Genomic DNA, 12,472 nt, shown 5'->3' on the forward strand with positions numbered 1-12,472 from the left:
AAGAAAACCTGCCAGCCCACCGGAGACTGCCCTCTTGAATCGCATCGAAGAACCCGTGAAGCCGATGACCGAAGTCCTGGAGGGTGTCGAGCTCTCCATAGTCGTGCCGGTGTTCAACGAGGAGGAGAGCGTCGGACCGCTCGTCACGCGCATCCGGGCGGCAATGGCCGGGTTCCTGAAGTCATGGGAACTCATCCTCGTCGACGACGGCAGCACGGACCGAACCCTGCCGAACGCGCGCAAGGAGCTTTCACACCCCGACCTGCAACTGAAGATCATCGAACTCCAGAAGAATTTCGGCCAGACGGCCGCAATGCAGGCGGGGATCGACGCGGCGTCCGGCCGGCTGATCGCCACGCTCGACGGCGACCTTCAGAATGATCCGGCAGACATTCCCAACATGGTCGCGGCGATAGAAGAGCGCGGGCTCGACCTCCTTGTCGGCTGGCGGCAAAACCGACGCGATGCACTGATTCTGAGGAAGATCCCGTCCTGGTGCGCCAACGTTCTGATCGGCAAGATCACGGGCGTGAGATTGCACGACTATGGCTGCAGCCTGAAGATCTACCGCGGTTCCATCATCAAGCAGGTGAAGCTGATGGGGGAAATGCACCGCTTCATTCCGGCCTGGGTGGCGGGTGTCGTGCCGAGCAGTCGGATCGGCGAGATGCCGGTGACCCATCACGCGCGGCATTACGGCAGCTCGAAGTACGGGATCTCGCGCACGTTCCGCGTTATTCTCGATCTGCTCGCGGTCTTGTTCTTCATGCGCTACAAGGCGCGGCCCGGGCACTTTTTCGGCTCCATCGGCCTGGCTGCCGGCGGTCTCAGTGTGCTGATCCTTCTCTATCTAGCGATAGACAAGTTCATCTTCGGCAACGACATCGGTACCCGTCCGATGCTGATCGTCGGCGTGATGCTGTTCCTCTCTTCGGTCCAACTGATCACCACCGGCATTCTCTCGGAGATGATGGCGCGCGCCTATTTCCGCGACGATGAAATGACGAGTTACATCGTGCGCCAGACTTTCGAGCGGGAGCAGCCGCGTGCTTGAAGCGGTCAATCGACGCCCTGGAGCGGTCGTCCTGGCGGTTGCCGGCTATTTCCTGCTGTGCATCATCCTGCGGGTCTCCGTCTCGAGCTCACTGGAAATCGACGAGGCGGAACAGGCATTTCTGTCTCAGTTCCTCGCCCTCGGATACGGACCGCAGCCGCCCTTCTACAATTGGCTGCAATATGGACTGGCAGAGGTGATCGGGACCTCGCTGGCGACGATGACCATCCTCAAGAACGGGCTCCTATTTCTCTGCTGTCTGTTCTACGGCCTTGCGGCACGGCTGGTACTGACCGACCGCCGTCTGCCTCCGATCGCAATGCTCGGCGTTCTTACGCTGCCCCCGATCTTCCTACTCGCACAGCGCGATCTTTCCCATACGGTCGCAGCACTCTTCGCCGTCTCGCTGTTTCTCTACAGCTTCCTGAAGACGCTGAAGCGGCCCAGCCTTTTCTCCTATATTCTCACCGGCGTTGCGGTGGGTATCGGCCTGATGGCGAAGTACAACTTCGTCCTCGTGCCGGTCGCGGCGATCGTCGCCGTTTTGCCGGAACGGGAGCTGCGGGCGCGGATACTCGACTGGCGCATTCTGCCGGCGATTGCGGTAGCAACGCTCATCGTTCTGCCCCACGCCTACTGGATGCTGCAGAATTTCGGTTTCGCCTCGGGTGGGACCTTGAACGAGATGCGGGAGCGCGAGGCGGAGGGATTTCTGCTTCAGGCCTTTTACGGCGTCTATTCGCTCGGCTCCGCCGTCATCGGCGGCAGCCTGGTGCCGCTGCTCGTATTCGGCCTGGTCTTCCGCGGCAAGTTCCGCGCGATCTGGCAGGCGGAAAGCCAGTGGAGCAGGATCATCGGGCGGATGCTCGCCCTTTGCCTGATCGCGGTCCTGCTGGTCGTACTCGGCGTCGCCGCCACGCATGTGCGCGAAAAATGGCTGGTCCTCTTCCTCGTTCTCATTCCGCTTTATCTCTGCCTGAAGATCGAGGCGGCGAATATCGACCTTACAGACAGCCTCAGGCGCTTCTTTCTGCTGGTCTTAGTCATCGTGCTGGGCGCACTCGTGCTCGTGTCGGCGCGAGCGGTCGTGCGGCCGTGGTTTGGTGACTATTCGAGGCTGAACATACCCTACGCCGCATTGGCCGAAGCGGTGGCACAGGCAGAAGGCCAGCCGGCGCTTATCCTCGTCAATGACAAGCAGATCGCGGGAAATCTCCGAATGCAGTTCAGCGGAGCACAGGTCACGATGCCAAGCCCCTCGAATGCGCTTCCGGTCGATATGTCGAAAAGGCCCCTTCTCGCGGTCTGGCATAACGACGCACAGCCGGAAGCACCCGTTCCCGACCTGTTGCGGAACGCTCTCTCCGCACTTGGCATTCCGGACGCGGCCGCGGCACCGCGCCACCTCGCGCTGCCCTATCTCTACGGGACCGGCGAGGACCGCTACAGCTTCAGCTATATCTGGGTCGCGGAATAGAGCGCGGGAAGCCGCTACACGGGGTTCCCGAAATTGCTCTCCTGCGAGCCGACCAGCAGCTTCAATTCACCGGGGTGAACGCGCAATGCGACCTTGCCGCTTCTGATCGGGATAAGCTCGCCGTCGATGACGCAGTTGATCTTCCGATCCACCTTCGGAAAGTGCAGGTCGACCGTCAGAGCGCTCATCTCGGTGATCAGCGTGCTGCTCCTGAATTTTCCGCGCAGGATGTCGAAGGAGAGCTTCGCCACGCCCGCAGGGCTTAGCGGCGGCGCCGTGTAGAAGCCAAGGTGGCCGCTCGTCAGGTCTTCCGCATACATCAGCGTGTCGTGGCCGAAATGGTTATTTGAAACGGAAATCGCCGAAACATGCCGGCGCTCGCGGTGCCCGTCCGCGTCGAATTCGATCTCGAAATCCGGCGGGTTGAAGATTACCCCGATGGCGGCGCGTACGCTGGCGCTGATCTTTCCGAGTCGCGACGCAAAACGATAGGACTGACGATAACGCACCATGCGGGCGTGGAGCCCCATCGAGAACTGATGCACGAATGCGCGGCCGTCAGCGCTGCCTATATCGGCATCGATGATTCGGCCATTGGCCAGCACCTCCGGGACCTTCCAGATATCGAGCGGCAGCTTCAGGGAGCGCGCGACGAGATTCATCGTCCCGGCGGGGACGATGCCCAGCGGCATGCCGGTTTTCCAGGCCACGCCTGCTGCCGCAGAAATCGTGCCGTCGCCGCCGCCGGCGACGATCGCGTCGAGATCGTCCCGTCCGCAAGCGGTCTCCAACGCGTCCCGCATCTCATCCGCTGCGACCACGGCGATCTCGATCTCGTGGCCGGCCGCCCGAAAGTCCTCCTCGACCTTCCTGCTGTAGGCATCCATGTCCGTCGTGCGGAAAGTTCCCCCATCTCGATTGAAGATGGCTTTGACTTTCAAGGGCTGCTGCCTCCGTCATGCGAGTGCGTTCAGCTTCTCAGATAAGAGCGGCAGCGGGGGTTTCCAGAGCTATGCGGACGAAAAGTGCGGGCGGCCTTATCGCCGGCCGCTTCGGCGTACGGAAGTTTCAACGAAGCGATCACGCGCGCTTGAGTTCTGGCCCCGAGCGGGATTCGAGCGGCTTCAGTGTCATGCGATCGCCGTCGCAGAGGACATTCTCGTCGCCCCAGGCTTTCAGGGCCATGATCACCGGTTTCAGGCTTTCTCCCCTCGGCGTCAAGGCGTAGTCGACACGCGGCGGAACGACCGGAAAGACCGTACGCGACAGAAGCGCCGCCTCCTCCAGCTCACGCAACTGCCTGGTCAGCATACGCGGCGTCACGCTCGGCAGCCTCCTGCGCAGTTCGTTGAAGCGCAGGACGCCTTCGCTCATCAGGTGATAGAGGATGACGCCCTTCCATTTGCCGTCGATGAAACTCAAGGTCGACTCGACCGGGCAGCCCGGAAATGTATTCGTCAGCTTCGCGCGCGGGCGGGACATACGGTATCCTTTTCGACACTATAGGCCAAATTTGTGCATTCTTGTGTCCATTGAGCATAGGGGCCATGTAGCTCCTGTTCAATTTAAAAAGGAGCATTCCATGCGTGCCGTCGCCTACAAGACACCGCAACCCATCGCCAACGAGACCGCGCTGATGGACGTGGACCTGCCTGTGCCGACGCCGGGGGAGCGCGATCTCCTGGTGGAAGTCAAGGCGGTTTCCGTCAACCCGGTCGACACCAAGGTGCGCGCCGGCGTTCAGCCGGAGCCGGAGCAGCTGAAGGTTCTCGGATGGGATGCCGCCGGCGTCGTCAAGGCGGTCGGCCCGAAGGTTACGCTCTTCAAACCCGGCGACGAAGTGTTCTACGCAGGCGCCATCGGCCGGCCCGGGACGAATGCGGAGTTTCACCTCGTCGACGAGCGGATCGTCGGGCGGAAACCGCATTCGCTCGATTTCGCGGCCGCCAGCGCCTTGCCGCTTACGGCGATCACCGCCTGGGAGTCGATTTTCGATCGGCTCAGGGTCAATGATCCCGTACCGGGAGCAGCGAACGCGGTGCTGATCATCGGGGGCGCCGGCGGCGTCGGCTCGATCGCCATTCAGTTGCTGCGCGCTCTGACCAATGTCACCGTCATCGCCACCGCTTCACGCGCCGAAACCCGCGAGTGGGCCTTGAAGCTCGGTGCCCATCATGTGCTCGACCACAGCCGCCCGCTTGCGGCCGAGGTAGAGCAGCTCGCCCTCGGCGCGCCGGCCTTCGTGTTTTCAACGACCAACACCGACAAGCATGTCGACGAGATCGTCAAGCTGATCGCGCCGCAGGGGCGCTTTGCGCTGATCGACGACCTGGCGGTCCTCGACGTCATGCCGTTCAAGCGCAAATCCGTCTCGATCCACTGGGAAATGATGTTTGCGCGTCCGCTGTTCGGGACCCCGGACATGATCGAGCAGCACAACCTCTTGAACAGGGTCGCGGAACTGGTGGATGGCGGCAAGATCCGCACGACCTTAACGGAGACGCTCGGCCCCATCGACGCGGCCACGCTCAGGAAGGCGCATCAGATGATTGAAACCGGCCGCACGCGCGGCAAGCTGGTGCTCGCCGGATTCTGATCCGGTGGCGATGTGGGCCGTCTGCAAGGCCCCTCCCCAACCCCTCCCCACAAGTGCCACAAGTGGGAGGGACTGGGGAGGGGAAGTTCTTTGGTGCCTCTATCCGTGAATGATTTCGCGGTGGCGCTGGAGCCGGCGCCCGTAGGCCTGGCTCACCCGGTCGAAGATGATGGCGATTCCGACGATGGCGAGGCCGTTGAAGATGCCGAGCGTGAAATACTGGTTGGCGATCGCCTTCAAGACCGGCTGACCCAGGCCCTGAACGCCGATCATCGAAGCAATGACGACCATGGCGAGCGCCATCATGATGGTCTGGTTGATCCCCGCCATGATCGTCGGCAGCGCCAGCGGCATCTGCACGTTCTTCAGCTTCTGCCAGTTCGACGAGCCGAAGGCGTCCGCCGCCTCCAGCACATCCTTGTCGACCAGCCGGATTCCGAGATTGGTGAGGCGGATCATCGGCGGGATCGCGTAGATGACGACGGCTATAAGCCCCGGAACCTTGCCGATGCCGAGAAGCATCACGACGGGAATGAGATAGACGAAGCTTGGCATCGTCTGCATCACGTCGAGCACCGGATTGACGATGTTCTGGAAACGATCGGAACGCGACATGATGATGCCCATCGGTATGCCGATCGCTATCGACAGGACCGTACAGACGAAGATCATCGAGATCGTCTTCATCGTGTCGTCCCACATGTCGAGATAGCCGATGAGGAGCAGGGTACCGACGGCGCCGGCAACGATCTTCCAGTTGCGGCTGGCAAACCAGGCGATCACGGCAATCAGTATGAGAATGATCGGCCAGGGCGTTCGTGTCATGAAACGTTCGGCGTGGATCAGGAAGAACTGGAGCGGGTCGAAGAACGATTCGATCGCGTCGCCATAGGCGCGTGTGAAGCTACGGAACCCTTCGTCGATTATCTTCTTCAACTGCCGAAGCCGATCGTCGTCCATGTGCGGAAATTTGGTCAGCCATTCCATGTGTCGATTCCCCTTCGCACTCTTTTGGGCGGCTTATGGTTTTTATTGCTTTGCCGCCTGCCTCTTAACGCTAACGCGCGGTGTAAACGATGAAGCCGCGCAATCTTATTCTCAAACCGACATGCGGTGAACGAAATCTTGCGCCTTCCTTCGAAAACTACGCAGCAGAAAACAAAAAACGGCGCGCTTTTACGCGCGCCGTTCATTCGAGGCGAGTCGATCAGAGGGCAGCCTTGATCTTTTCGGCGACTTCGGGCGAGACCCACTTGGTCCAGAGGTCCGGGTTTTCCTCGAGGAAGTGCTTCGCGCCTTCCTCGCCGCTCGCCTGATTGTCGGTCATCCAGGCCATGAGCTTGTTGACCGTGTCGTTCGTCCAGGCGCGGGTGTTGAGATACTCCATGGCCGGGCCGGCGCGGTCGGCGAATTCCTTGGTTACCAGTGTCTGGACCTTGTCCTTCGGCCAATCGTTCTTCTTCGGATCCGGGCAATCCGCAACCGTATTGCAGCGCTTCCATTCGGCCATGTCGTTGGGGACGCCATGCTCGAGCTTGACCATCTCGTACTTGCCGAGCAGCGCTGTCGGGGCCCAGTAGTAGCCGACCCAACCCTGCTTGCGCTCATAGGCCTTGGCAATCGAGCCGTCGAGGCCGGCCGCCGAGCCGGTATCGACCAGCGTGAAGCCCGCCGCCTCGGCGCCATAGGCCTTGTAAAGCTGCGTCGTCACGACCGTGCCGCCCCACCCTTGAGGACCGTTGAAAATCGCGCCCTTGCTGGGATCCTCCGGATCGGGGAAGAGTTCCTTATGCTTCAGGACGTCGTCGATCGTCTTGATGTCCGGGTTGGCATCGACGATGTATTTCGGAACCCACCAGCCCTGTACGGCGCCATCCGAAAGCGCGACTGCGGCGCCTACGAGCTTGCCTTCTTCGAGGCCGCGGTTCACCACGTCCGGCAGCAGGTCGACCCAGCCCTCCGGCGCGATATCGGGCTCGCCCTTCTCGATCATCGACGTGATGGTCGGCACCGTGTCGCCGACGACGAGCTCCGCACTGCAGCCGTAGCCTTCGGTCAGAATGAACTTGTCCACACTCGCCAGGACTTCGGCGCTCTGCCAGTTCATGTTGGCAATCGTCACATCGCCGCATTCCGCCGCCGATGCCGCGCTGCCGAGTCCCAAAAGACCGGCGGCCAGGCATGTCGTTGCAAGAAGTTTTTTCATTTCGGCTCCCTCTGTTTTGGCGGTGTCTCTATGGCGGACTGCCAGCCTCACCGCAGCTGCTGACAGTGAACGGAACAAGCACCCGCCCCGATCCGATGCCGGGGCGCGACAGCTCGCGGGTCAACCGATACCTGTTCGGACCGGTACCGCCCACATTGCTATCGTGTCTTTCCGGCGAACACTTTCCCATTTGCGTCAGCGGCTGACATTCCTGCCGTTTGTCAAACTACACAAATAATTGATGGGTTTAACCCCCTTTTTTAAATTCATTCGCCGGCGACCCCCACCATCCACGTCGGAAGCTGGACGACTTATAAGGACATGCGAAAAGGCCGGCGAACGCTCGCCGGCCTTTCGGGAAGTGCAATTTCGGACAGGGCGCGTTCGACCTGCCTCTCCGAACATTCACATGTTCGGATAGACCGGCCCTTCGCCCCCTTGTGGCGGCACCCAGTTGATGTTCTGGTTCGGGTCCTTGATGTCGCAGGTCTTGCAGTGGACGCAGTTCTGGGCGTTGATGACGAAGGTGGGCTCGCCGTCCTTCTCCACCCATTCATAGACGCCGGCCGGACAGTAGCGCGACGACGGGCCGGCATAGACCTCGTATTCCGAGCGTTTCTGCAGATCCCAATCCTTCACCTGAAGATGCACCGGCTGGTCCTCCTCGTGATTGGTGTTCGACAGGAACACCGAGGAGAGCCGGTCGAAGGTCAGCACGCCATCCGGCCTCGGATAGTCGATCTTCTCGTGTTTGGCGGCCGGCTCGAGCGATTGCGCATCGGTCTTGCCGTGCTTCAGCGTGCCGAAGAAGGAGAAGCCGAAGAGCTGGTTGGTCCACATGTCCAGACCGCCGAGCGCCACGCCGACAGCGGTGCCGAACTTCGACCACAGCGGCTTGACGTTGCGGACCCGTTTCAGGTCCTGGCCGATGGCGCTCTCGCGCCAGCCGCGCTCGATCTCGATCGGCTCGTCATTGGCGCGGCCGTGGGCGATCGCCTCGGCGAGTTTCTCCGCCGCGAGAATGCCCGACAGCACCGCATTGTGGCTGCCCTTGATGCGCGGCACGTTGACGAAACCGGCCGAGCAGCCGATCAGAGCCCCGCCGGGGAAGGAAAGCTTCGGCACAGACTGGTAGCCGCCCTCGGTAATGGCGCGTGCGCCGTAGGAGAGCCGCTTGCCGCCCTCGAAGGTGCCGCGGATCGCCGGATGCGTCTTGAAGCGCTGGAACTCCTCGAACGGATAGAGATATGGGTTCTTGTAGTTGAGATGGACGACGAAACCGACGGCGACCAGATTGTCCTCGAGGTGATAGAGGAAGGATCCGCCGCCGGTCTTCATGCCGAGCGGCCAGCCGAAGGAATGCTGCACGAGGCCGGGCCTATGATTTTCCGGCTTCACCTCCCAGAGTTCCTTCAGGCCGATGCCGAATTTCGGCACATCGCGCCCCTCGTCGAGCTTGTATTTGGCGATCAGCTGCTTGGCGAGCGAGCCGCGCACGCCCTCGCCGATGAGGGTGTACTTGCCGAGCAGCTCCATGCCGCGGGCGAAGTTCGGCCCCGGCTCGCCGTTGCGCTCGATGCCCATGTCGCCGGTGGCAACGCCGATCACCGCGCCCTGGTCATTGTAGAGGACCTCGGTCGCGGCAAAGCCCGGATAGATTTCGACGCCGAGCGCTTCCGCCTGGGTGGCCAGCCAGCGACAGACATTGCCGAGGGAGACGACGTAGTTGCCGTGATTGTTCATCAGCGGCGGCATCAGGAAATTGGGAAGGCGGACCGAACCGGCGGGGCCGAGAAAGAGGAACTGGTCGTCGGTGACTTCCGTCTTGAACGGGTGGTCCGATTCGTCGCGCCAGCCGGGCAAGAGCCGGTCGATGCCGATCGGGTCGACCACGGCGCCGGAGAGGATATGCGCGCCCACTTCGGCGCCCTTCTCCAGAACCACGACCGAGAGTTCCGGATTGACCTGCTTCAGCCGGATCGCCGCCGCAAGACCAGCCGGTCCCGCCCCGACGATCACGACGTCGAATTCCATGCTCTCGCGTTCGGGGAGTTCTTGTTGCTCGGTCATTACACTCTCCAGTTCTGCCGGTCTTCTGCCGGCTCCGTTCCCGGCCAAATCATCCCGTCATGACAAATGCCGTAAACCTTGTCGAGCCGGGATGCGACAGACTGTCTCTGCATTTGCGCATGAGTTCATGAGATTACTATGTTACTTGAACGTAAACGTAAATCCATCTGGGCGGATCCGGCCGATGGGCAGCTTGCTTTTGCAGCGCTCGCATGCGAGGAGGCCCGCCCCACGCCGCAAGCCGCATCACCGACAAGACGGAGACGATCATGGCATTCGCCCTAGGCCTCGACTTCGGCACGACCAATTCGGTACTGGCGCAGGCCGACGGCGCCTCGACGCGCTCCATCGTCGTGGAAAGCCCGATCGGGAGATCGGACACGACGCGCACGGCGCTCTCTTTCCTGAAGGATGCCGGTCCCTCGCCCTTGAAAGTCGAAGCAGGACAGGCGGCAATCCGCGAATTCATCGACAATCCGGGCGAATGCCGCTTCCTCCAGTCGATCAAAACCTTTGCCGCGAGCGCGCTCTTCCAGGGCACGCTGATCTTCGGCAAGCGCTACGAGTTCGAGGACCTGATGCAGCGTTTCCTGACGCGGCTCAGGGACTATGCCGGCAGTAACTGGGAGCCCACCTTCAGGCGTGTCGTCATCGGCCGTCCCGTGCAGTTTGCGGGCGCCAATCCGAACGAGAAACTGGCCCTCGAACGCTACAATCGCGCGCTTACCCGCATGGGTTTTCCCGAAGTCCATTACGTGTACGAACCGGTCGCGGCCGCCTTCTATTTCGCGCGCAACCTCGATCGGGACGCGACGGTGCTCGTCGCCGACTTCGGCGGCGGCACTACCGACTACTCGATCATCCGGTTCGAGAGCCAGGCCGGTCGACTGACGGCAACGCCGATCGGACATTCCGGCGTCGGCATCGCGGGAGACCATTTCGACTTCCGGATTATCGACAACATCGTCTCGCCGCTCATCGGAAAGGGGAGTCTGTTCAAGAGCTTCGACAAGCTGCTTGAGGTGCCGTCGAGCTACTACGCGAATTTCGGCCGCTGGAACCAGCTTTCGATCTTCAAGACGTTGAGAGATTTCACCGAATTGAAAAAGCTGGTGCGCGCAAGCCTGGAGCCGGAAAAGCTGGAGTCCTTCGTGGAGCTCATCGAGCATGACGAAGGCTATCCACTCTATCAGGCGGTCTCGGCCACCAAGATGCGGCTCTCGCAGGCTGAGGAGACCGAATTCGCCTTTGCGCCGCTGGGCGAGCGCGCACGCCGTACCGTTCACCGGGAAGAGTTCGAAGCCTGGATTGCGCCTGACCTTGCCCGCATCGAGGAGGCGCTTGACGAGGTCCTTTCAACGTCTGCGACAACACCGGACGGGATCGACAAGGTGTTTCTGACCGGCGGGACATCCTTCGTGCCGGCGATTCGCCGTCTCTTCGAGAACCGCTTCGGCAAAGAGCGCATCGAGAGCGGCGGCGAGCTCCTGTCGATCGCCCATGGCCTGGCGCTTATCGGCGAGCGCGACGACATCGCGGCCTGGACAGCGGCGGCCTGAAGGCAGTCCCTGCCACCACAGATTTGAGGAACGTGCAGTGGACCACGCCCACCGATCTGTTACATTCGCCCCATGATCTCGGCCAACGACCTCTCCCGCTCCGAACTCGCTGCCCTTCTCGCCTTCCATGCGGAGGCGGGTGTCGAGTGGCTCCTCGAAGACGAACCGGTCGATCGGCTCGCTGAATTCGAGGCAATGAGAATCAGGCGCGCGCAAAGCCGCGCCGTGCCGCAAACCAGCGCGACCGCAGTTGAACCGCAGCAGCCTCCTCCCCTTGCCGCCCCCTCGCGCGAGCGTCGCCCCGCGCCTCCGGCATCCCCTCCGGTGGTTGCGATACCGGACGAGCAGGCCATCAAGGAGGCGCAGTTCGTCGCCGATGCCGCGCGATCGCTGGGAGAGCTACGCACGGCCATGGAGGCCTTTGCCGGCTGCAACCTCAGGAACAGCGCCCGCAACCTCGTCTTTGCCGAAGGCAGTGCTGCTTCGGGTGTCATGATCATCGGTCCGATGCCCTATGCGGATGACGACCGCGACGGCCGCCCTTTTGCGGGGCGGCACGGCGAGATGCTCGAACGGATGCTGTCCGGCATCGGCCTCTCGCGCGAGGACGTGCTTCTTGCCAATGCCGTGCCCTGGCGGCCACCGGGAAACCGCGTTCCGAGCGCTCGCGAGGCGGATATCTGCCGGCCGTTTATCGAGCGACAGATCGCGCTGGCCGAACCCAAGCAGTTGCTTCTGCTCGGCAACTTCACCGCCCGCTTCTTCTTCGGCGGCGAAACGATCCATCAACTGCGCGGCGAATGGCGGGAGCTCACCTTTGGCGGCACCGGCATTCCAACGCTCGCCACCTTGCATCCGCAGGACCTTGTCGCCGCTCCCGTCAACAAGCGCTTTGCCTGGCTGGACCTGCTGGCGTTCAAGTCGCGCCTCGGCTGATACAACTGCTCGATTTATGAACAAGGTGTGAAAAAAGCCATGCGATTTGCGCATGTCTGAGCGGCGTTTTAGCGCATTGCAAAACCCATGCTGCACCGCAATATAGCACGACGGGAGGAATGGATAAGGATTTGAACCATGACTGCCCGCTATCGCCCGATTCACAGCAGCTTCGAGACGCTCCGCTACGCCGGTGCCTCCTCGCGGGCGCCGTTCAACAGCTTCGGGTCGGCTGCCAACGAGCAGCTGACAGCAATCGGTCTCGCGCGGACGACCCGCCCGGCTCAGATCTTCGCCGAATTCATCCAGCGCTGAACGCCCTGCGCCGGAAAGACTGCAGGAGAGAACGATCATGTCCAAGGCGCTCGACGGCATTCGCGGTCTCGTCGACACGATCTCCGACATTCGCACCGCCGTCCGCGCGTCTCGCGAGTACAGCCGCCTGAGCATCGCCAGCGACGGGCGCCGCGCCGATCACGGCGCGGCGAGCCAGTTGCTGCCGAGATAGGGCTCGTTTGGGTCCCGGATCGACCTGAAACCAACGTGATCGATTCCAATTGGTGGAACGCGGATG

General features: G+C 61.9%; 12 protein-coding genes. 7 read left to right on the forward strand and 5 right to left on the reverse strand.

The annotated features are described in order from the left end of the window. Positions 1 to 34 precede the first annotated feature (34 nt). Positions 35 to 1,054, forward strand: a complete 1,020-nt coding sequence (locus tag N0Q91_RS12690; RefSeq protein ID WP_100672038.1) for a glycosyltransferase family 2 protein — start codon at positions 35 to 37, stop codon at positions 1,052 to 1,054. Further along, a complete protein-coding gene (locus N0Q91_RS12695; protein ID WP_275596562.1) occupies positions 1,047 to 2,531 on the forward strand; it encodes an ArnT family glycosyltransferase in 1,485 nt (494 codons plus the stop codon). Before N0Q91_RS12690 ends, N0Q91_RS12695 begins: the two co-directional genes overlap by 8 nt. A gap of 14 nt (positions 2,532 to 2,545) precedes the next feature. On the opposite strand, the gene N0Q91_RS12700 is transcribed toward N0Q91_RS12695, so the two are convergent. Further along, positions 2,546 to 3,472 carry a diacylglycerol/lipid kinase family protein gene (locus N0Q91_RS12700; RefSeq protein ID WP_127712297.1) on the reverse strand — a complete coding sequence of 309 codons (927 nt, stop codon included), beginning with the start codon at positions 3,470 to 3,472 and terminating at the stop codon, positions 2,546 to 2,548. A 139-nt stretch (positions 3,473 to 3,611) separates the two neighbouring features. Next, positions 3,612 to 4,013, reverse strand: coding sequence for a winged helix-turn-helix transcriptional regulator (locus N0Q91_RS12705; protein WP_100672035.1), 402 nt, complete (start codon positions 4,011 to 4,013; stop codon positions 3,612 to 3,614). A gap of 100 nt (positions 4,014 to 4,113) precedes the next feature. On the opposite strand from N0Q91_RS12705, the gene N0Q91_RS12710 reads away from it, so the two are divergent. Beyond that, positions 4,114 to 5,127 carry a zinc-binding alcohol dehydrogenase family protein gene (locus tag N0Q91_RS12710; protein ID WP_275596563.1) on the forward strand — a complete coding sequence of 338 codons (1,014 nt, stop codon included), beginning with the start codon at positions 4,114 to 4,116 and terminating at the stop codon, positions 5,125 to 5,127. A gap of 99 nt (positions 5,128 to 5,226) precedes the next feature. Here the strand turns inward: N0Q91_RS12710 and N0Q91_RS12715 are convergent, their stop codons facing one another. The 3 genes from N0Q91_RS12715 to N0Q91_RS12725 form a co-directional block, all read right to left on the reverse strand. Continuing rightward, positions 5,227 to 6,114 (reverse strand): ABC transporter permease, encoded by an 888-nt coding sequence (locus N0Q91_RS12715; RefSeq protein ID WP_018094574.1) that lies wholly within the window; start codon positions 6,112 to 6,114, stop codon positions 5,227 to 5,229. Positions 6,115 to 6,334: 220 nt separating this feature from the next. Beyond that, complete coding sequence (locus N0Q91_RS12720; protein ID WP_018094573.1) at positions 6,335 to 7,333, reverse strand: ABC transporter substrate-binding protein; 999 nt, start codon at positions 7,331 to 7,333, stop codon at positions 6,335 to 6,337. 405 nt (positions 7,334 to 7,738) lie between these two features. Next, positions 7,739 to 9,403 carry an electron transfer flavoprotein-ubiquinone oxidoreductase gene (locus N0Q91_RS12725; protein WP_275596564.1) on the reverse strand — a complete coding sequence of 555 codons (1,665 nt, stop codon included), beginning with the start codon at positions 9,401 to 9,403 and terminating at the stop codon, positions 7,739 to 7,741. A gap of 269 nt (positions 9,404 to 9,672) precedes the next feature. On the opposite strand from N0Q91_RS12725, the gene N0Q91_RS12730 reads away from it, so the two are divergent. From N0Q91_RS12730 to N0Q91_RS12745, 4 genes are all read left to right on the forward strand, one after another. After that, a complete protein-coding gene (locus N0Q91_RS12730; RefSeq protein ID WP_275596565.1) occupies positions 9,673 to 10,962 on the forward strand; it encodes an Hsp70 family protein in 1,290 nt (429 codons plus the stop codon). A 72-nt stretch (positions 10,963 to 11,034) separates the two neighbouring features. Next, positions 11,035 to 11,898, forward strand: a complete 864-nt coding sequence (locus N0Q91_RS12735; protein ID WP_275596566.1) for a uracil-DNA glycosylase — start codon at positions 11,035 to 11,037, stop codon at positions 11,896 to 11,898. A gap of 138 nt (positions 11,899 to 12,036) precedes the next feature. After that, positions 12,037 to 12,213 (forward strand): hypothetical protein, encoded by a 177-nt coding sequence (locus N0Q91_RS12740; RefSeq protein WP_100672030.1) that lies wholly within the window; start codon positions 12,037 to 12,039, stop codon positions 12,211 to 12,213. Between the two features lie 37 nt (positions 12,214 to 12,250). Continuing rightward, positions 12,251 to 12,406 carry a hypothetical protein gene (locus tag N0Q91_RS12745; RefSeq protein ID WP_275596567.1) on the forward strand — a complete coding sequence of 52 codons (156 nt, stop codon included), beginning with the start codon at positions 12,251 to 12,253 and terminating at the stop codon, positions 12,404 to 12,406. The last annotated feature ends 66 nt before the right edge of the window (positions 12,407 to 12,472 follow it).

It is taken from the genome of Sinorhizobium prairiense (assembly GCF_029201645.2).
GTDB lineage: Bacteria > Pseudomonadota > Alphaproteobacteria > Rhizobiales > Rhizobiaceae > Sinorhizobium > Sinorhizobium meliloti_A.